Annotated in this window: 16 protein-coding genes and 1 pseudogene; 13 read left to right on the forward strand and 4 right to left on the reverse strand. The window is 72.4% G+C overall.

Annotation, left to right across the window (positions count from 1 at the left end):
* The 3 genes and pseudogenes from IE170_RS32795 to IE170_RS20900 all read right to left on the reverse strand — a co-directional run.
* Positions 1-400, reverse strand: a pseudogene (locus tag IE170_RS32795) (M20/M25/M40 family metallo-hydrolase); the annotation flags it as partial.
* On the reverse strand, positions 393-1,226 hold the full coding sequence (locus IE170_RS20895) for a M55 family metallopeptidase (protein ID WP_189810957.1): 834 nt from the start codon (positions 1,224-1,226) through the stop codon (positions 393-395). The pseudogene IE170_RS32795 and the gene IE170_RS20895, both read right to left, overlap by 8 nt.
* A 223-nt stretch (positions 1,227-1,449) precedes the next feature.
* Positions 1,450-1,890 (reverse strand): SRPBCC family protein, encoded by a 441-nt coding sequence (locus tag IE170_RS20900; protein ID WP_189810958.1) that lies wholly within the window; start codon positions 1,888-1,890, stop codon positions 1,450-1,452.
* 149 nt (positions 1,891-2,039) lie between these two features.
* Here IE170_RS20900 and IE170_RS20905 point away from each other — a divergent pair, with 149 nt between their 5' ends.
* From IE170_RS20905 to IE170_RS20915, 3 genes are all read left to right on the forward strand, one after another.
* The gene (locus IE170_RS20905) at positions 2,040-3,092 is read left to right on the forward strand and encodes an Rv2578c family radical SAM protein (protein WP_189810959.1); all 1,053 of its coding nucleotides are present in this window, start codon (positions 2,040-2,042) and stop codon (positions 3,090-3,092) included.
* Between the two features lie 116 nt (positions 3,093-3,208).
* The gene (locus IE170_RS20910; protein WP_189810960.1) at positions 3,209-4,819 is read left to right on the forward strand and encodes an alpha/beta hydrolase; all 1,611 of its coding nucleotides are present in this window, start codon (positions 3,209-3,211) and stop codon (positions 4,817-4,819) included.
* 25 nt (positions 4,820-4,844) lie between these two features.
* Positions 4,845-5,291 (forward strand): RidA family protein, encoded by a 447-nt coding sequence (locus IE170_RS20915; protein ID WP_189810961.1) that lies wholly within the window; start codon positions 4,845-4,847, stop codon positions 5,289-5,291.
* 49 nt (positions 5,292-5,340) lie between these two features.
* Here IE170_RS20915 and IE170_RS20920 read toward each other — a convergent pair whose 3' ends face one another.
* Positions 5,341-5,901 (reverse strand): HEAT repeat domain-containing protein, encoded by a 561-nt coding sequence (locus tag IE170_RS20920; RefSeq protein ID WP_189810962.1) that lies wholly within the window; start codon positions 5,899-5,901, stop codon positions 5,341-5,343.
* A 457-nt stretch (positions 5,902-6,358) separates the two neighbouring features.
* Here IE170_RS20920 and IE170_RS20925 point away from each other — a divergent pair, with 457 nt between their 5' ends.
* The 10 genes from IE170_RS20925 to IE170_RS20970 all read left to right on the forward strand — a co-directional run bounded on the left by IE170_RS20925 (position 6,359) and on the right by IE170_RS20970 (position 19,119).
* Positions 6,359-8,161 carry a 3-hydroxyacyl-CoA dehydrogenase family protein gene (locus IE170_RS20925; protein WP_189810963.1) on the forward strand — a complete coding sequence of 601 codons (1,803 nt, stop codon included), beginning with the start codon at positions 6,359-6,361 and terminating at the stop codon, positions 8,159-8,161.
* Between the two features lie 166 nt (positions 8,162-8,327).
* Positions 8,328-9,164, forward strand: coding sequence for a TetR family transcriptional regulator (locus tag IE170_RS20930; RefSeq protein ID WP_189810964.1), 837 nt, complete (start codon positions 8,328-8,330; stop codon positions 9,162-9,164).
* Positions 9,165-9,609: 445 nt separating this feature from the next.
* Positions 9,610-10,947, forward strand: a complete 1,338-nt coding sequence (gene ccrA / locus IE170_RS20935) for a crotonyl-CoA carboxylase/reductase (protein ID WP_189810965.1) — start codon at positions 9,610-9,612, stop codon at positions 10,945-10,947.
* 50 nt (positions 10,948-10,997) lie between these two features.
* Positions 10,998-13,058, forward strand: a complete 2,061-nt coding sequence (locus IE170_RS20940; RefSeq protein ID WP_189810966.1) for an ethylmalonyl-CoA mutase — start codon at positions 10,998-11,000, stop codon at positions 13,056-13,058.
* On the forward strand, positions 13,055-14,071 hold the full coding sequence (locus tag IE170_RS20945; RefSeq protein ID WP_125544019.1) for an HpcH/HpaI aldolase/citrate lyase family protein: 1,017 nt from the start codon (positions 13,055-13,057) through the stop codon (positions 14,069-14,071). The genes IE170_RS20940 and IE170_RS20945 overlap by 4 nt, the downstream gene beginning before the upstream one ends.
* A 4-nt stretch (positions 14,072-14,075) precedes the next feature.
* Positions 14,076-14,588, forward strand: coding sequence for a MaoC family dehydratase (locus IE170_RS20950; protein ID WP_189810967.1), 513 nt, complete (start codon positions 14,076-14,078; stop codon positions 14,586-14,588).
* 3 nt (positions 14,589-14,591) lie between these two features.
* Positions 14,592-15,797, forward strand: coding sequence for an acyl-CoA dehydrogenase family protein (locus IE170_RS20955; RefSeq protein ID WP_189810968.1), 1,206 nt, complete (start codon positions 14,592-14,594; stop codon positions 15,795-15,797).
* A 186-nt stretch (positions 15,798-15,983) separates the two neighbouring features.
* A complete protein-coding gene (locus IE170_RS20960; protein ID WP_125544022.1) occupies positions 15,984-16,640 on the forward strand; it encodes a phosphatidylserine decarboxylase in 657 nt (218 codons plus the stop codon).
* A 25-nt stretch (positions 16,641-16,665) separates the two neighbouring features.
* Positions 16,666-17,487, forward strand: a complete 822-nt coding sequence (gene pssA, locus IE170_RS20965; protein WP_189811048.1) for a CDP-diacylglycerol--serine O-phosphatidyltransferase — start codon at positions 16,666-16,668, stop codon at positions 17,485-17,487.
* Between the two features lie 150 nt (positions 17,488-17,637).
* Entirely contained in the window at positions 17,638-19,119 is a 1,482-nt protein-coding gene (locus IE170_RS20970; protein WP_189810969.1) for an AlkA N-terminal domain-containing protein, read from the forward strand.
* The last annotated feature ends 13 nt before the right edge of the window (positions 19,120-19,132 follow it).

Here is a 19,132-nt window from a genome sequence, read left to right on the forward strand (position 1 = left end):
ACACGACCCCGTCGCGGACCTCACCCGAGAAGGGGTCGGTGCTCCACTCGGCGGGGTCGGCGGGCACCACGTCGAGGTGGCCGTGGACGAGGAGCGCGTCGGCCGAGGGGTCGCTGCCGGGGATGCGGGCCACCACGTTGGTGCGGCCCGGGGTGCGCTCCAGGAGGACGGGCTCCAGGCTGGCGGCGGCGAGGCGCTCGGCGACGTACTCGGCGGCGGGGCGCTCGCGGCAGTCGCCGCCTCCCCGGTTGGAGGTGTCGATGCGGATGAGGTCGGAGGTGAAGGCGACGGCCTCGTCGAGGGCGGTCCGGTCGACCGGGGACTCCTCGACGGGCGGCTCCGCGGCCGGGGTGTGCGTCGCGGCCGGGCTCTGGGGGGTGACTGCGGGCATGTCAGCCATACTGCTCCTCCACGGCCGCCGAGACGACCGTCGTGACCGCCTTGAAGGTGCGGATCCCCTCGTACATCGTCCCACTGGTGTACGCGGCCCTGCGCTCGCCGGTGCGCTCGACGCCGGGGACGACGGTGGCGGCCATCGCCAGGTGCTCGGCGTCGAATTCCATCTCGACGGTGTGGGGGCCGCGGCTGACGGGGTCCCGGCGGACGGCGAGGGCGGCGGCGGACTTGGCGGCGGCCCGGATGTCGGCGGCCGTGCGGGCGGGGGTCCGGCAGACGGCCGCGTACCGGGAGACGTGGTCCTTCACGGCGACGGTCAGCGCGTCCGGGGCGTAGCCGGCGGCGTCGGCGCAGGTCAGGTCGTCGCCGGTGACGAGGACGACGGGGACGCCGAACTCGGCGACGACACGGGCGTTGAGCAGGCCCTCGCTGGCGCGGACGCCGTCGAGCCAGACACCGGTGAGGGAGTTGGCGAGGTAGGTGTGGGCGAGGACGCCCTCGGAGCCGGCGCCGCAGTGGTAGCCGACGAAGGCGATGCCGTCGACGTCGCCGTGCTGGACGCCCTCCACCATGGAGAGGGACTTGTGGCGGCCGGTGAGCATCTCGACCCGCTCGTCGAGCTGTTCGAGGAGCAGGTTCCGCATGGTCCAGTGGGCTTCGTTGACGAGGACCTCGTCGGCCCCGCCGTCGAAGAAGCCGAGGACGGCCGCGTTCACGTCGGAGGTGAACATCGGGCGGCAGCGCTCCCACTGGGGAGTGCCGGGCAGGACGTCGGCGGGCCAGGTGACGCCGGTGGCGCCTTCCATGTCGGCCGAGACGAGGATCTTCATCGGGCCCCCTGGGCGGTCGGCTGCGCGCGGCGCCGGCTGACCGGGCGGCCCGCCCGCCCGCGCAGGCGTCCAGCGTAGCCGCGCGGGCCTGCCGCGGCCTGTGGGCCACGCCCGGCGCCCGAAGGCTCACCGGACCGGGCGATTCCACCCGATCCGGTGAGCGGCCCGGCCCGCGAGGCAGCGCCGGGGGAGGCCCAACCCCCGCGCGGGTCGCCGGACTTGGCTACTCGACTTCCTTGGCCAGGTTCTCGAGGACGGTGTCGTAGATACGGCCGAGGCCCTTGGGGGCGAAGGTGCGCTCGAAGAAGCCGCCGATGCCGCCCGCGCCGTTCCACACGGTGGTGACGACGGCCTTCGACTTGCCCTCACCGGCCGGGGTGACGGTCCAGGTGGTGACCATGGAGGAGTTGCGGTCCTTCTCGACGAGCTGCCCGTCGGTCGGCTCCGTGACCTCCAGCAGGCAGTCGCGGACGCGCTTGCTGGTGGCCTGGAGCTTCCAGTGGACGAGGGTCCCCTCGCCGTCGCCGCCCTCGCGCACCTCGTACTCGCTGAAGTGCTCGGGCAGCAGCTTGCGCCGGGTACCGGTGTAGTCGGCCAGCGTGTCGAACACGGTCTCCGCGTCGGCCGCGATGATCCGCTCCGTGGTGGCCTCGACCTGCGCCATACCTGTTCCTCCAGCAGTTGTGTTGCCTAGACGGCCGCAAGCCAACCACCTCGGAGCGGAACCCCCAAAATCGGGGCCCGGACGCCGCCCCGCACGATCACGGGAACGTTTGTTCTATTCTCGTGGCGAGCGACCGAAGGAGGCGCGCCATGCGCTGGGACAACCTGACCGGGGACGCCGAGGACGGGGCGGAAGGGGGCGGCGGAGCCCTCGCGCTCTTCGGCACGGACACCGTCGTCACCCGCACCTTCGACACCCCCGACTTCCGCGGGATCACCTTCCACGAGGTCCGGGCCCGAACGATCCTCAACCGGGTCCCGGGTGCCTCGCGGATGCCGTTCGAGTGGACGGTGAACCCGTACCGGGGCTGCAGTCACGCGTGCGTCTACTGCTTCGCCCGCAAGACTCACTCCTACCTCGGCCTCGACACCGGCCTCGACTTCGACTCCCGGATCGTCGTCAAGACCAACGCCCCCGAGCTGCTGCGCAAGGAGCTCGCCTCGCCGCGGTGGACCGGCGCGCACGTCGCCATGGGCACCAACGTCGACTGCTACCAGCGCGCGGAGGGCCGCTACCGGCTCATGCCCGGGATCATCGGGGCGCTGCGCGAGCGCGCCAACCCCTTCTCCATCCTCACCAAGGGCACCCTGATCCTGCGGGACCTGCCGCTGCTGGCCGGGGCCGCGCGCGAGACGGACGTCGGCGTGTCCGTGTCCGTCGGCTTCACCGACGCCGCGCTGTGGCGGGCCGTCGAACCGGGGACGCCCTCCCCCGCCGCCCGGCTGGGTGCGGTGCGGGCGCTGGCGGACGCGGGGATCGAGTGCGGGGTGCTGATGGCTCCGGTCATCCCCTTCCTGTCGGACTCGCCCGAGCAGTTGCGGGACACCGTCCGGGCCGTCGCCGCGGCCGGCGCGGTCTCCGTGACACCCCTGGTACTCCATCTGCGGCCCGGCGCCCGCGAGTGGTTCGCCGCCTGGCTGGAGCGGCACCACCCGCAGCTGGTGGGCCGGTACGCGCGGATGTACGGGGACGGGGCGTACGCGCCCACCTGGTACCAGCGCCGGATCACCCGCCAAGTCCACGAGTTGGCAACCGAGTTCGGCATCGGCCCGGCCCGGCCGGCGACGGCCCGGCGCGGCGGTCGGCGGCAGGCGCCGGCCGGGCCCTCGCCGGAGGGGCCCGTGCAGCTCGTGCTGGGGTGAGCGCGGACGGACGGGCGCCGGGGCTCATCCCATCGGGCCAATCCGGCGTCGAGTAGCGCCTTCCCGGCCGGGGTTTCCGGGACGATTCCGCCCAGAACCCTCGGCTGGGAGGCCCCATGCTGCACCCGTTGAAGAAGCGCAGTCCCCTGAAGAGGCGCGTCGCCCTCGCGCTGTCGGTCGCCACCGTCGCGGGGGCCGCCGTCGCCGCGGCGCCGGCCGGGGCCGCCGTGCCCGCCGCCGTGCCCGCCGTCGCCGGGACTCCGGCCGCCGCGCCGGCCGCGCTGCGGTGGACCGGGTGCGGGACCACGCGGTACCCCTCCCTGCAGTGCGCCTCCCTCCAGGTCCCCCTCGACCACGCCGCCCCGCAGGGCCGCCGGATCACGCTCGCGCTGACGCGGGTCCCGCACACCGCCGCCAAGAGCCAGGGACCGCTGCTGGTCAACCCGGGCGGCCCGGGCGGCAGCGGCCGCGGCCTCGCCCCGTACATCGCCTCGACCCTGCCCAAGGACATCGCCGCCCAGTACGACGTGATCGGCTTCGACCCGCGCGGAGTCGGCCGCAGCGAGCCCGCCCTCGACTGCGCCGCCGGGCACTTCGACCCCGTACGCCCGGACTCCGTCCCCCGCACCGTGCAGGCCGAGCAGGCCAACCTGGACCGGGTGCGCGCCTTCGCCGAGGCCTGCCAGGCCAGGCACGGGGACGTCCTGCCGTACATCGACACGGTCTCGGCGGCCAGGGACATGGAGGCGATCCGCGCGGCGCTCGGCGCGCCGAAGCTCAGCTACTTCGGCTACTCGTACGGCACGTACCTCGGCGCGGTGTACGCGAAGCTGCACCCGGGCCGCGTGCACCGGATGGTCCTGGACTCGGTCGTCGACCCGGACGGGGTCTGGTACGAGGACAACCTCGCCCAGGACCGCGCCTTCGACGCCCGCCACCGGGCGTTCCTGGGCTGGATCGCGGAGCACGACGCCGTCTACCGGCTCGGGACCGACCGGGACGAGGTGGAGGAGCGCTGGTACGAGATGCGGGCGGCGCTGGCCGCGGAGCCGGCGGGCGGCAAGGTGGGCCCGTCGGAGCTGGAGGACACGTACATGCCGGGCGGCTACTACAACGGCTACTGGCCCGTCCTCGCCGAGGCGTTCTCGAAGTACGCGGCGGACGGCGACGCGGCGCCGCTGGTGGCGGCGTACGAGAAGTTCGGGGCGGTCGCGCCGACGGCGGGCAACGGGTACAGCGTCTACACGGCGGTGCAGTGCCGCGACTCGGCCTGGCCGGCGGACTGGAACCGGTGGCGGGCCGACATGTGGCGCACCCACGCCGAGGCGCCCTTCATGACCTGGAACAACGCCTGGTACAACGCCCCGTGCGCGTTCTGGAAGACGGAGCCCCTCACCGCCCCTGACGTGGCGAACGCCGACCTCCCGCCCGCGCTGCTGCTCCAGGCGACCGAGGACGCGGCGACGCCGTTCGGGGGCGCGCTGGCCATGCGGGAGAAGCTGAAGGGGTCGGCACTGGTCGTGGAGGCGGGCGGCGGCAACCACGGGGTGTCGATGGGCGGGAACGCCTGCCTCGACGAGAAGGTGGCCGCCTACCTGCGGACGGGCGCCGCCGCGGACGCGACGTGCACCCCGCAGCCCGCGCCGCAGCCGACCACCGGTACGCGCGAGGCGGCGCCGTCGGCGGGCGGGGCGGCCCTCCACGGCCTCCTGGGCTTCCGGAGCTGATCATCGGGCGGGCAGAATCCCGCCCATGACGACCACGGCCTCCGGCGCCTCAGCCGCCCCGCACATCACCCGCGTCCCCGCGCCCGAGGGCGTGGCCCCGAGCCCGCAGTACAGCCACGTGGTGTGGGGCTCCGGGCGGTTCGTGGCGGTGTCGGGGCAGTGCGCCTTCGACGAGCGGGGCGCGGTGGTCGGCGCCGGCGACGCCGCCGCGCAGGCCCGGCAGGTGTTCGAGAACCTGCGCCGGTGCCTGGCGGCGGCCGGGGCCGGCTTCGACGACGTGGTGAAGCTGACGTACTTCGTGACGGACATGGCGCACCTGCCGGCCCTGCGGGCGGCCCGCGACGAGGTGATGGCACCGGGCCGGCTGCCGGCCTCCTCGGCCGTGCAGGTGGCTGCGCTCGTCCGCCCGGAACTGCTCGTCGAGGTGGAGGCCTTCGCGGTGGTACCGCAGCCGCGCCCGGACCGGGCCTGACCCCGGCCGGCCCGGGATCGGCCGCCGTCGCCCGGCACCCCGGCCCGGTTCAGGGCAGCGCGCGCAGGGACCGGGTCGCCGCCACCGCCAGGCGGGGGTGGGCCTGGGCGCGGGTGAGGACCTCGCGGGCGCCGGCATCGGCCAGTTCACCGAGGCCCTCCACACAGGCGAGGGCCACCCGCCAGTACGGGTCGTGGGGGGAGAGCAGCCGGGACAGGGTGCGGATGAGGGCGGGCGCGGACTCCGGCGCGCGCAGCGCCGTCAGCAGGCGGACCGGCTGGAGCGCGTAGGCGGTGCGCAGCTCGTTGGTGGCGAGGGCGGCCGCCGCGCGGGCGGTCCGCGGGTCGCCCAGGACGGCGAGGGCGCGGGCGGCGGCCGCGCAGCGCGGCGGGTCGCGGTGGTTCAGCAGCAGCACCAGTGGTTCGAAGGCGCGGGCGTCGCGGGCGAGGCCCAGCCGGTACGCGGCGAGCTCCCGCGCCCACAGGGGCAGCCCGGCGCCGGTGAGGGCCGCGGCGAGGGCGTCCGGTCCGGCGTCGAGGAGCTCCCCGTACCGGGGCGAGCCCGCCGCTTCCGCCCGCAGGCGCTCCAGTACGTCCGGTGCGTCGGTCACCGGCACACCCTAGGGCTTGGCGGGTGGGCCCCGGGGCCGTTTGGGGTGATCGCCGGCCGACCGCCGCACAGGCCCCGCGTACGCAGCGCGGCGTACGTCACACCGCCCGGCGTCTTCCCTGCTCTGGCCAACGAGTTACCGACGGGTTAATCTGCCTTCACACGTTCGGGGCAGGCCTGGTGACGCAGCCGCCCCGTGCCAGTCGGTCCGGTGCCCCGGCCGTCCCCCGCGGGCGGCGAGGCGCCCTTCGCACCGCCCTCTGCGCCCGTGCCGCCTTCCGCGGACGGCGCTCTGCTTGCGGCGCGGCCCCGGGACAGGGTCCGCCGTCCTCCGCTCCGCCCCCTCGCCTCGGCTTGCCGCTTCGGCTTCCTGTGCGGAAACCCCTGTGTTCTCCGGCCGCGTGTCGTGCGCCGCGCGCCGCCCCTCAGTCGTCACCCTCATCCACTGGAGTCCCGCGATGGACCTTCCGTCCACGTCCGGTCAGCCCGCTCTGCAGACCATCGCCGTCGTCGGCCTCGGCACGATGGGCACCGGCATCGCCGAGGTGCTCGCCCGTGCCGGCCGCGAGGTCGTCGGCATCGACATCAGCGAGGCCGCCGCCCGCCGTGCCACCGAGTCCCTCGCCGCCGCGACCGCCCGCTCGGTCGCCCGCGGCGAGCTCTCCGAGGAGGAGCGCGAGGCCGTGCTGGCCCGGCTGCGGACCTTCGACGACCTGGCGGCCGCCGCCGACGCCGACCTCGTCGTCGAGGTGGTGCCGGAGGACTACGACCTCAAGCACCGGATCTTCACCGAGCTCGACGCGGTCGTGCGCCCCGACACCGTCCTCGCCACCGGTACGAACGCCCTGTCGGTGACGCGGCTCGCCGCCGAGTCGCTGCGCCCCGAGCGGGTGCTGGGCCTGCACTTCTTCCACCCGGCGCCGGCCATGAAGCTGGTCGAGGTGGTCTCCAGCGTCCTGACGGCCCCGACGGCAGTGGAGGCGGTGACCGCCCTGGCCCGGGAGCTCGGCAAGGAGCCCGTCTCGGCCGGCGACCGGCCCGGCTTCGTGGCCGACGGCCTGCTGTTCGGTTACCTGAACCAGGCCGCCGCGATGTACGAGTCGAAGTACGCCTCCCGCGAGGACATCGACGCGGCGATGCGGCTCGGCTGCGGCCTGCCGATGGGCCCGCTGGCGCTGCTGGACATGATCGGCGTGGACACGGCCCGGACGGTTCTGGAGGCCATGTACGAGGCGTCGGGCGACCGGCTGCACGCGCCGGCCCCGATCCTGGGGCACCTGGCGGAGGCCGGGCTGACCGGCCAGAAGTCGGGGCGCGGCTTCTACACGTACGAGGCCCCGGGCAGCCAGGCCGTCGTGCGGGACGCGCAGACGCCGCTGGACGGCGCGGGCCCGGGCGAGGGCCGGCCGGTCTCGCGGGTCGGCGTGGCCGGGTCGGGGACCATGGCGGGCGGGATCGCGCAGGTCTTCGCGCAGGCCGGGTACGAGGTGGTCCTGGCGGGCCGCAGCCTGGAGAAGGCGGAGGCGGCGAAGGCGGCGATCGGCAAGTCCCTGGACCGTGCGGTGTCCAAGGGCCGGCTGACGGCGGAGGCGGCGCAGGAGACCCTGGCGCGGATCGCGCCGGCCGGTTCGCTGGAGGCGTTCGCCGACGTCGACCTTGCGGTCGAGGCGGTCGCCGAGGACCTGGCGGTCAAGCAGGAGCTGTTCGCCGCGCTCGACAAGATCTGCCGGCCGGGCGCGGTGCTGGCCACCACGACGTCCTCGCTGCCGGTGATCGCCTGCGCCCGGGCGACGTCGCGCCCGCAGGACGTGATCGGCATGCACTTCTTCAACCCGGCGCCGGCGATGAAGCTCGTCGAGGTGGTCCGGACCGTCCTCACCTCGGACGACGTCCACGCCACCGTCCGCGCCGTCTGCACGCGGATCCGCAAGCACCCGGTGGACTGCGGGGACCGGGCCGGGTTCATCGTGAACGCGCTGCTGTTCCCGTACCTGAACAACGCGGTCAAGATGGTCGAGCAGCACTACGCCTGCATCGACGACATCGACGCGGCGATGAGGCTGGGCGGCGGCTACCCGATGGGCCCGTTCGAGCTCCTCGACGTGGTCGGCCTCGACGTCTCCCTGGCGATCGAGAAGGTCCTCCACAAGGAGTTCCGCGACCCGGGCCTGGCCCCGTCCCCGCTGCTGGAGCACCTGGTCGCGGCCGGCTGCCTGGGCCGGAAGACGGGCCGCGGATTCCGTGAGCACGCCCGCCGGTAACCGGAGGGCACCCGAGCCGGATGCGTGGGGAGGGCTGCTCGGGTCCGCCGGACCCTCACGGCGGGCCGTTCCCTCCGAGCCCAGTGCGGGCCCTCCCCCGCATCCTCCACCCCCGTCCCACCCCCCTCAGGCGCGCGCCCCGGCGCGGATGAAGTACTTTCGCTCTATGTCCCAGCCCGCCAAGACCTCGTCCCGCGCCGCCTCGGCCTCCGACAGCCCGGAGAGCGCGGCCGGCACCAAGGCGGCCGCCCAGCGCCTGAAGATGCGCCGCGAGCTGGCGGCCGCCGCCATGGAGCTGTTCGCGACGAAGGGGTACGAGGCGACCACGGTCGACGAGATCGCCGCGGCCGCCGGGGTGGCGCGCAGGACCTTCTTCCGGCACTTCCGGTCCAAGGAAGAGGCGATCTTCCCGGACCACGACGACACCCTGACCCGCGCCGAGGCCGTGCTGGACGTGGCCCCCGCCCACGAGCACCCGCTCGACACGGTGTGCCGCGGGATCAAGGAGGTCATGAAGATGTACGCGGCCTCCCCTGCGGTGTCGGTGGAGCGCTACCGGCTGACCCGGGAGGTGCCGGCGCTGCGGGAGCGGGAGATCGCCTCGGTCGCCCGGTACGAGCGGCTGTTCACCCGGTACCTGCTGGCGCATTTCGACGAGGCGGAGCACCACGACGGCAACGACGACCCGCTGCTGGCGGAGGTGGCCGCGTCCGCGGTGGTGACGGCCCACAACCACGTGCTGCGGCGGTGGCTGCGCTCGGGCGGGCAGGGGGACGTGGAGGCGCAGCTGGACCACGCGTTCGCGATCGTGCGGAAGACCTTCGGGACGGGCATCGGGGCGGGCCGGACCCTGGCGGCCGTGCCCTCCCCCGCCGGCTCGGGCGCGGACGCGCCGCCCGCGGCAGTGCGCACCCAGGACGAGGTGCTGGTGGCGGTGGCGCGTACGGACGCCCCGCTGGAAGAGGTCATGCGGACGATCGAGGAGGCTTTGCGCAACGCCTAGGCGGCACCCCGGGGGTTCCCGGGACCACCTGAAGCGATAAGCGTCACAGCGGCCGCTCCCGTCAAGGGAGCGGCCGCTTCCGTTTGTCCGAGTTGCCCCTACTCACCGGTAACTCTGATCGATCATCGCTCATCTGCGCAGGTCAATCGGCAAATGAGAGAAAGTTTTGGCACGCGGTGCCTTGTCGAGTGACACGGGGTGCCATACGTTGAAGGCGTCCGGATGTCCCCGCGGTCCCGGCCCACTCGGCCACGGAACGCGCCCCGGACGCCTGCGTCACCAGGCATGCACGCCGCACCACCGGCGTCACCGCACCACCGCTCCAGCCGGACCGACGGCACAGCAGCACCACCACCCAGGCAACCCGCGCCACCCGCGCTCCCTCAGCGCACCCTCATCAGCGCTCCCCCCGGCCCGCCGGGGCGCACCCCCAGGAGGCAACACCGTGAAGGACATCCTGGACGCGATCCAGTCGCAGTCCGCGACGGCCGAGGACTTCGCTGCCCTGCCGGTCCCCGAGTCCTACCGCGCGATCACCGTCCACAAGGACGAGACGGAGATGTTCGCCGGGCTCACCACCCGCGAGAAGGACCCGCGCAAGTCCCTGCACCTGGACCAGGTCCCGGTGCCGGAGCTCGGCCCGGGCGAGGCCCTCGTGGCCGTCATGGCCTCCTCGGTCAACTACAACTCCGTGTGGACCTCGATCTTCGAGCCGCTGTCCACCTTCGGCTTCCTGGAGCGCTACGGCCGGGTCTCCGACCTCGCCAAGCGCCACGACCTGCCGTACCACATCATCGGATCCGACCTTGCCGGCGTCGTCCTGCGCACCGGCCCGGGCGTCAACTCCTGGAAGCCGGGCGACGAGGTCGTCGCGCACTGCCTCTCCGTCGAGCTGGAGTCCTCCGACGGCCACAACGACACGATGCTCGACCCCGAGCAGCGCATCTGGGGCTTCGAGACCAACTTCGGCGGCCTCGCGGAGATCGCCCTGGTCAAGTCGAACCAGCTGATGCCCAAGCCGGCCCACCTCAGCTGGGAGGAGGCCGCCGCCCCCGGCCTGGTCAACTCCACCGCCTACCGCCAGCTCGTCTCCCGCAACGGCGCCGGCATGAAGCAGGGCGACAACGTCCTGATCTGGGGCGCCAGCGGCGGCCTCGGCTCGTACGCCACCCAGTTCGCCCTGGCCGGCGGCGCCAACCCCATCTGCGTCGTCTCCTCCCCCGAGAAGGCCGACATCTGCCGCTCCATGGGTGCCGAGGCGGTCATCGACCGCAACGCCGAGGGCTACAAGTTCTGGAAGGACGAGCGCACCCAGGACCCGCGCGAGTGGAAGCGCTTCGGCTCGAAGATCCGCGAGCTGACCGGCGGCGAGGACATCGACATCGTCTTCGAGCACCCCGGCCGCGAGACCTTCGGCGCGAGCGTCTACGTCACCCGCAAGGGCGGCACCATCACCACCTGCGCGTCCACCTCGGGCTACATGCACGAGTACGACAACCGCTACCTGTGGATGTCGCTGAAGCGGATCATCGGCTCGCACTTCGCGAACTACCGCGAGGCGTGGGAGGCCAACCGCCTGATCGCCAAGGGCAAGATCCACCCGACCCTGTCGAAGGTCTACTCCCTGGAGGAGACCGGGCAGGCGGCCCACGACGTCCACCGCAACGTCCACCAGGGCAAGGTCGGCGTGCTCTGCCTGGCCCCCGAGGAAGGCCTCGGCGTCCGCGACCACGAGCTCCGCGCCCAGCACGTCGACGCCATCAACCGCTTCCGGAACGTCTGACCGACCCGAACCGTCGTCGGACCGATCAAGGGCCAAAGGGACAGCCTGAGATGACAGAGCGCCAGAAAGACCGTCCGTGGCTCATGCGGACGTACGCCGGCCACTCCACGGCCGAGGCGTCCAACGAGCTCTACCGCCGCAACCTCGCCAAGGGCCAGACCGGCCTCTCGGTCGCGTTCGACCTGCCGACGCAGACCGGCTACGACCCCGACCACATCCTCGCCCGCGGCGAGGTCGGCCGGGTCGGGGTCCCCGTCTCCCACCTCGGCGACATGCGGCGGCTGTTCCAGGACATCCCCCTGGAGCAGATGAACACCTCGATGACGATCAACGCCACCGCCATGTGGCTGCTGGCGCTCTACCAGGTGGCCGCCGAGGAGCAGGGCGCGGACATCTCCAAGCTCCAGGGCACCACCCAGAACGACATCGTCAAGGAGTACCTCTCGCGCGGGACGCACGTCTTCCCGCCGGGGCCCTCGCTCCGCCTGACGACCGACATGATCGCCTACACGGTCAACCACATCCCGAAGTGGAACCCGATCAACATCTGCAGCTACCACCTGCAGGAGGCGGGCGCCACGCCGGTCCAGGAGATCAGCTACGCGATGGCCACGGCCATCGCGGTCCTGGACTCGGTGCGGGACTCGGGGCAGGTGCCCGAGGAGCGCTTCGGCGAGGTCGTCGCCCGCATCTCCTTCTTCGTCAATGCGGGTGTCCGCTTCATCGAGGAGATGTGCAAGATGCGCGCCTTCGGCCGCATCTGGGACACGATCACCCGCGAGCGGTACGGCATCGCCGACCCCAAGCAGCGGCGCTTCCGCTACGGCGTCCAGGTCAACTCGCTCGGCCTGACCGAGGCACAGCCCGAGAACAACGTCCAGCGCATCGTGCTGGAGATGCTCGCGGTCACCCTCTCCAAGGACGCCCGCGCCCGCGCCGTGCAGCTGCCCGCCTGGAACGAGGCCCTGGGCCTGCCCCGGCCGTGGGACCAGCAGTGGTCGCTGCGCATCCAGCAGGTGCTCGCACACGAGAGCGACCTGCTGGAGTACGACGACATCTTCGCCGGCTCGCACGTCATCGAGGCGAAGGTCGACTCCCTCGTCGCCGACTGCCTCGCCGAGATCGACCGGATCCAGGAGATGGGCGGCGCCATGGCGGCCGTCGAGTCCGGCTACCTGAAGTCCCAGCTGGTCTCCTCGCACGCCGAGCGCCGCGCCCGGATCGAGGCCGGCGAGGACAAGATCGTCGGTGTGAACTGCTTCCAGCAGACCGAGCCGAACCCGCTGACCGCCGACCTGGACACCGCGATCATGACGGTGGACGGGGCGGTCGAGGACACGATCGTGGAGCGGATCCGCCGCTGGCGCGCCGAGCGCCAGGAGTCCTCGGACCGGCAGGGCGGCGGCGACCCGTTCGTCTTCCCGACCGTCTCCCAGGCCCTGGTCCGGCTGAAGGAGGCCGCGGCCGGCACCGAGAACCTGATGGAGGCCACGCTGGAGTGCGCCCGCGCCGGTGTCACCACCGGCGAGTGGGCGAACGCCCTGCGCGAGGTCTTCGGCGAGTTCCGGGCCCCGACCGGCGTCTCCTCGGCGCCCGTGGCCGTGACCGCCGAGGAGGGCACCCCGCTCGCCCTCGTCCGCGAGAAGGTCGCCCGCACCGCCGAGGAGCTCGGCAGCGGCCGGCTGCGCCTGCTGGTCGGCAAGCCCGGCCTGGACGGGCACTCCAACGGCGCCGAGCAGATCGCCGTCCGCGCCCGCGACGCCGGCTTCGAGGTCGTCTACCAGGGCATCCGGCTGACGCCGGAGGAGATCTCCGCTGCGGCGCTGGCGGAGGACGTCCACTGCGTGGGACTGTCCATCCTGTCCGGCTCGCACAGCGCGCTCGTCCCGGACGTCCTGGAGCGCCTGCGCGGCGCGGGGGCGGGCGACATCCCCGTCGTGCTGGGCGGCATCATTCCCCAGACGGACGCGGAAGCGCTCATGGCGGCCGGAGTCGCCGCCGTGTTCACCCCGAAGGACTTCGGTATCACGGAGATCATCGGCCGTATCGTCGACGAGATCCGCAAGGCCAACAAGCTCAGCCCCCTCATCAGCACGGAGGTCCCCGCATGACCGCCCACCCGGCACCCGCCACCACCCCCGCCGGCGGCACCCCTTCCGGCCCGGCCCCGGTGAACCGGCTGCGGCCCCGCCGCTCCTGCCTCGCCGTCCCGGGCTCGAACCCCCGCTTCCTGGAGAAGGCCCAGGGCCTGCCCGCCGACCAGGTCTTCCTGGACCTGGAGGACGCCTGCGCCCCGCTGGCCAAGCCCGAGGCCCGCCACACCATCGTCAAGTTCCTGAACGAGGGCGACTGGACCGGCAAGACCCGGGTCGTGCGGGTGAACGACTGGACCACGCACTGGACCTACCGCGACGTGGTCACGGTGGTGGAGGGCGCGGGCCAGAACCTGGACTGCATCATGCTGCCGAAGGTGCAGAGCGCCGAGCAGGTCGTCGCGCTCGACCTCCTGCTGACCCAGATCGAGAAGACCATGGGCTTCGAGGTCGGCCGGATCGGCATCGAGGCGCAGATCGAGAACGCTCAGGGCCTGAACAACGTCAACGCGATCGCGCAGGCCTCCCCGCGCATCGAGACGATCATCTTCGGCCCGGCCGACTTCATGGCCTCCATCAACATGAAGTCGCTGGTCGTGGGCGAGCAGCCGCCCGGCTACCCGGCGGACGCCTACCACTACATCCTGATGAAGATCCTGATGGCGGCCCGCGCGAACGACCTCCAGGCGATCGACGGCCCCTACCTGCAGATCAAGAACGTCGACGGCTTCCGCGCGGTCGCCGGCCGCGCCGCCGCGCTCGGCTTCGACGGCAAGTGGGTGCTGCACCCCGGCCAGGTCGAGGCGGCCAACGAGGTCTTCTCCCCCTCGCAGGAGGACTACGACCACGCCGAGCTGATCCTGGACGCGTACGAGTGGTGCACGTCCGAGGCGGGCGGCAAGAAGGGCTCGGCGATGCTCGGCGACGAGATGATCGACGAGGCCAGCCGCAAGATGGCCCTGGTCATCGCCGGCAAGGGCCGCGCGGCCGGCATGCAGCGCACCAGCAAGTTCGAGATCCCGGAGGCCTGACCCGATGCAGTTCGGACGCACGTACGAGGAGTTCGAGGTCGGGGCCGTCTACAAGCACTGGCCCGGGAAGACGGTCACGGAGTACGACGACCACCTCTTCTGCCTCCTCACCATGAACCACCACCCGCTCCACATGGACACGAACTACGCCGAGAAGACGACGGACTTCGGCAAGAACGTGGTGGTGGGCAACTACATCTACTCGCTGCTGCTCGGCATGTCCGTGCCGGACGTCTCCGGCAAGGCCATCGCCAACCTGGAGATCGAGTCGCTGCGGCACGTCGCCCCGACCTTCCACGGCGACACGATCTACGGCGAGACGACGGTCCTGGACAAGACGCCCTCCAAGTCGAAGAGCGACCGCGGCATCGTCTACGTCGAGACCAAGGGCTACAAGCAGGACGGCACCCTCGTCTGCGTCTTCCGGCGCAAGGTGATGGTCCCGACCGAGACGTACACCAAGGAGCGCGGCGGCGAGCAGCCCGGCCGGCCCGAGCTGAAGGAACAGGGGAAGTAAGCCATGACGCGTCTCGCCCAGACCGCCGGCCTGACCGACGTCCAGCAGGAGATCCTCAAGACCGTCCGCGAATTCGTGGACAAGGAGATCATCCCGGTCGCGACCGAGCTGGAGCACCGCGACGAGTACCCGCAGCAGATCGTCGACGGCCTGAAGGAGCTGGGGCTCTTCGGGCTGATGATCCCCGAGGAGTACGGCGGTCTCGGTGAGTCGCTGCTCACGTACGCGCTGTGCGTGGAGGAGATAGCCCGCGGCTGGATGTCCGTCTCGGGCATCATCAACACGCACTTCATCGTGGCGTACATGCTGAAGCAGCACGGCACGCAGGAGCAGAAGGACCACTTCCTGCCGCGGATGGCGCTGGGCGAGGTGCGGGGCGCGTTCTCGATGTCCGAGCCGGGGCTGGGCTCGGATGTGTCGGCGATCACGTCGAAGGCGGTCAAGGACGGCGACGAGTACGTCCTGAACGGCCAGAAGATGTGGCTGACCAACGGCGGCACCTCGACGCTCGTGGCCGTTCTGTGCCGGAGTGACGAAGGACACCCCGAGGGAACCGCGCCGCACAAGTCGATGACGACCTTCCTGGTGGAGAAGGAGCCGGGCTTCGGCGAGGTCCGCCCGGGCCTCACCATCCCCGGCAAGATCGACAAGATGGGCTACAAGGGCGTCGACACGACCGAGCTCATCATGGACGGACTGCGCATTCCGGCCAATCGCGTACTCGGCGGACAGACCGGCCGGGGCTTTTACCAAATGATGGACGGCGTCGAGGTCGGCCGGGTCAACGTGGCGGCGCGTGGCTGCGGCGTCGCGCAGCGTGCCTTCGAGCTCGGCGTCTCGTACGCCCAGCAGCGCAACACCTTCGGCAAGCCGATCGCCCAGCACCAGGCCATCCAGTTCAAGCTGGCCGAGATGGCTACCAAGGTGGAAGCCGCTCATGCGATGATGGTCAACGCAGCTCGCAAAAAGGACTCCGGGGAACGAAACGACCTCGAAGCGGGGATGGCGAAGTACCTCGCCTCCGAATACTGCAAGGAGGTCGTGGAGGATGCGTTCCGCATCCACGGCGGCTACGGCTTCTCGAAGGAGTACGAGATCGAGCGCCTCTACCGGGAGGCGCCGATGCTGCTGATCGGTGAAGGTACCGCCGAGATCCAGAAAATGATCATTGGGCGACGCCTGCTCGAGGAGTACCGACTCCAGGGCTGAAAGTCCCTTTTGCGGCGGATCCTCCAGGGCTCCGCCGCAAAAGGATCACTACCAGTCACTGGCTGACGGGCATCGACTCGGCTTCTGGCTTGCCCAGTTGTTGCGCGCAACCGATAGCATTCCAGTAAAGCCGCCGTCCCGTCCCCCTGTTTGCGGCGCGGCAATCCACCGCTACGAAGGTCATCCATGCCCCACAGCCAAACCTCTGCACCTCGCGACAGCCTCTTCGGCGTACGCCTCGCGCGCGGAGCATCGCCGTGGCTTCTGCCGACCGTCGCCACCGCGGCGCTCAGCCTCGCCCGGGCCCGCAAGTCCGGACGCTGGGCCGCGGCGGCCGTGCCCGCCACCGCTCTCGCCGCGGGCATGCTGTGGTTCTTCCGCGACCCCGAGCGGGAGATCGCCGAGGGCCGCGTGATCTCGCCCGCCGACGGCGTGGTGCAGAGCATCATGCCGTGGAAGGACGGACGCACCCGCGTCGCGATCTTCATGAGCCCGCTGAACGTCCACGTCAACCGCGCGCCCCTGGCCGGCACGGTGACGTCCGTGGAGCACATCCCCGGCGGGTTCGTCCCGGCGTTCAACAAGGAGAGCGAGAACAACGAGCGCGTCGTCTGGCACTTCGACACCGAGCTCGGCGACATCGAGATGGTGCAGATCGCCGGGGCCGTCGCGCGCCGCATCGTCCCGTACCTGCCGGCCGGCACCAAGGTGGAGCAGGGTGAGCGCATCGGCCTGATCCGCTTCGGCTCCCGCGTCGACATCTACCTCCCCGAGGGCGTCGAGGTCGCGGTCGAGGTCGGTCAGACCACCACCGCGGGGGTGACCCGAATTGACCGTGACTGACCCGGAGACCCCCGCCACAGGCTGGGTGCCCGAGGCCGCCGAGGAGGAGGCCGCCGAGGACGACATGCCGCTCTCGCTGCGGCTGTCGATAGCGGACACCCTCACCCTCGGCAACGCCACGTGCGGGTTCATGGCGGTGTACTTCACCACCACCGGGATCCTCATCCCGCACCTCACCGGCAGCGGCGAGTCCGGCATGGCCCGGCACAGCGCGGCGACCGCGGTGATACTGATGCTGCTCGCGGCGGTGTTCGACCTCTTCGACGGCATCGTCGCCCGGAAGCTGCGCAGCTCCCCCATGGGCGCCGAGCTGGACAACCTGTCGGACCTGATCAGCTTCGGGCTCGCGCCGGCGTACTTCGTACTCGTGTACGGCATGGTCGCCGACGACGCGCACCAGAAGGTCTCCGCGCTCGCGGCGATCGTCGTGCTGCTGGCGGTCGTGCTCCGGCTGGCCCGCTTCAGCTGCGTGACGATGAAGGACGGCATGTTCCAGGGCATGCCGAGCCCCTTCGGCGCCCTCACGGTCGTCTCGATCGTGCTGCTGGAGCTGCCCTTCCCGCCGACGCTGCTGGCGATCATCGGCGTCGCGTGGCTGATGGTGAGCCGGGTCGAGTACCCCAAGCCGCGGGGCGTCCTCGCGGTCGCGATGCTCAGCTGGATCATCAGCGCCATGGGCCTGCTCGCGGCGTGGGCGTTCGACGCGCCCGGCGGCCAGCTGCTCCTGCAGACCGGCTGCGCCCTGCAGATCGCCCTGGCGGCGACCATCCCGCTGTTCGCCACCACCCGCCGGGCCAACACCTTCCGGCACAACCGCCGCGAGGCCCGGGCAGCCCAGCTCCCGTAGCCCCGCAGCACCGCACCACCGACGAGGCCCCCGCCGCCGCCAGGCAGCGGGGGCCTCGCACATTCGGGGGCGGGTCAGGCCGCAGGCCGCGTAGCCTTGATGTCGGAAAACCGCCAGCCCGGCGCCGCCCGGGCCGGAATGCTGGGAGCCATGTACACCGACACCGAGCGCTGCGTCAGGGCCGTGCAGTCGAAGGACGCCCGCTTCGACGGCTGGTTCTTCACCGCCGTGCGGACGACGCGGATCTACTGCCGGCCCAGCTGCCCGGCCGTACCGCCCAAGGTCGAGAACATGACCTTCCTGCCGAGCGCGGCCGCCTGCCAGCAGGCCGGGTACCGCGCCTGCAAGCGGTGCCGCCCCGACACCTCGCCCGGGTCCCCCGAGTGGAACGCCCGCGCGGACGCCGTCGCCCGCGCCGTACGGCTCATCCAGGACGGCGTCGTGGACCGCGAGGGCGTCCCCGGCCTCGCCTCCCGCCTCGGCTACTCCGCCCGCCAGGTGGAGCGGCAGCTCAACGCCGAGCTCGGGGCCGGGCCGCTCGCGCTCGCCCGCGCCCAGCGCGCCCAGACCGCCCGCCTGCTGATCGAGACCTCCGAGCTGCCGATGGGCGACGTGGCCTTCGCCGCCGGGTTCTCCTCCATCCGCACCTTCAACGAGACCGTCCGGGAGGTCTTCGCCCTCGCCCCCGGCGAGCTGCGCGCCCGCGCCGCGGGCGGCGCCCGGCAAGCCCCCCGGATCCCGGGCACGATCAGCCTGCGGCTGCCGTTCCGCGCCCCGCTCAACCCGGACAACCTCTTCGGCCACCTCGCCGCGACCGCCGTCCCCGGCGTCGAGGAGTGGCGGGCCGGCGCCTACCGCCGCACCCTGCGGCTGCCCTACGGCACCGGCGTCGCCGCGCTCACCCCCCGCCCCGACCACATCGGCTGCCAGCTCGCCCTCACCGACCTGCGCGACCTCACCATCGCGATCAGCCGCTGCCGCCGCCTCCTCGACCTCGACGCCGACCCCGAGGCCGTCGACGGGCAGCTGCGCGCCGACCCGCTGCTGGCGCCGCTCGTCGACAAGGCACCCGGCCGCCGGGTCCCGCGGACCGTCGACGCCGCCGAATTCGCCGTACGGGCCGTGCTGGGCCAGCAGGTGTCCACCGCGGCGGCCCGCACCCACGCGGCCCGCCTGGTCGCCGCCCACGGCGAACCCGTCGCCGACCCCGACCCGGCCGGCGGACTCACCCGCCTCTTCCCCACCCCCGAGGCCCTCGCCGGCCTCGACCCGGAGGCGCTCGCCCTCCCGCGCAGCCGCCGCACCACCCTGACCACCCTCGTCGCCGCCCTGGCCGACGGCTCGCTGCCGCTCGGCGCCGACAGCGACTGGGACGACGCCCGCGCCCGCCTCGCCGCCCTGCCCGGCTTCGGCCCCTGGACCACCGAGGTCATCGCGATGCGGGCGCTCGGCGACCCCGACGCCTTCCTCCCGTCCGACCTGGGCCTGCGCCGGGCCGCAAAGCAGCTCGGCCTGCCGTCCACACCCGCGGCTCTCACCGCCCGCGCGGCCGCCTGGCGGCCCTGGCGCGCGTACGCCGTCCAGTACCTGTGGGCCACCGACAGCCACCCGATCAACCACCTGCCCGCCTGAGGAGCACACGGCA

The organism is Streptomyces toxytricini (assembly GCF_014649915.1).
Lineage (GTDB): Bacteria > Actinomycetota > Actinomycetes > Streptomycetales > Streptomycetaceae > Streptomyces > Streptomyces toxytricini.

Excerpts from the sequence above, each read along its gene's own strand:
- IE170_RS20910 (WP_189810960.1), top strand. The coding sequence starts at position 3,209 with ATGCTGCACCCGTTGAAGAAGCGCAGTCCCCTGAAGAGGCGCGTCGCC.
- IE170_RS20940 (WP_189810966.1), top strand. The coding sequence starts at position 10,998 with ATGACAGAGCGCCAGAAAGACCGTCCGTGGCTCATGCGGACGTACGCC.
- IE170_RS20960 (WP_125544022.1), top strand. The coding sequence starts at position 15,984 with ATGCCCCACAGCCAAACCTCTGCACCTCGCGACAGCCTCTTCGGCGTA.
- IE170_RS20970 (WP_189810969.1), top strand. The coding sequence starts at position 17,638 with ATGTACACCGACACCGAGCGCTGCGTCAGGGCCGTGCAGTCGAAGGAC.
- IE170_RS20895 (WP_189810957.1), bottom strand. The coding sequence starts at position 1,226 with ATGAAGATCCTCGTCTCGGCCGACATGGAAGGCGCCACCGGCGTCACC.
- IE170_RS20930 (WP_189810964.1), top strand. The coding sequence starts at position 8,328 with ATGTCCCAGCCCGCCAAGACCTCGTCCCGCGCCGCCTCGGCCTCCGAC.
- IE170_RS20955 (WP_189810968.1), top strand. The coding sequence starts at position 14,592 with ATGACGCGTCTCGCCCAGACCGCCGGCCTGACCGACGTCCAGCAGGAG.
- IE170_RS20905 (WP_189810959.1), top strand. The coding sequence starts at position 2,040 with ATGCGCTGGGACAACCTGACCGGGGACGCCGAGGACGGGGCGGAAGGG.
- IE170_RS20915 (WP_189810961.1), top strand. The coding sequence starts at position 4,845 with ATGACGACCACGGCCTCCGGCGCCTCAGCCGCCCCGCACATCACCCGC.
- IE170_RS20900 (WP_189810958.1), bottom strand. The coding sequence starts at position 1,890 with ATGGCGCAGGTCGAGGCCACCACGGAGCGGATCATCGCGGCCGACGCG.
- IE170_RS20945 (WP_125544019.1), top strand. The coding sequence starts at position 13,055 with ATGACCGCCCACCCGGCACCCGCCACCACCCCCGCCGGCGGCACCCCT.
- IE170_RS20925 (WP_189810963.1), top strand. The coding sequence starts at position 6,359 with ATGGACCTTCCGTCCACGTCCGGTCAGCCCGCTCTGCAGACCATCGCC.
- IE170_RS20950 (WP_189810967.1), top strand. The coding sequence starts at position 14,076 with ATGCAGTTCGGACGCACGTACGAGGAGTTCGAGGTCGGGGCCGTCTAC.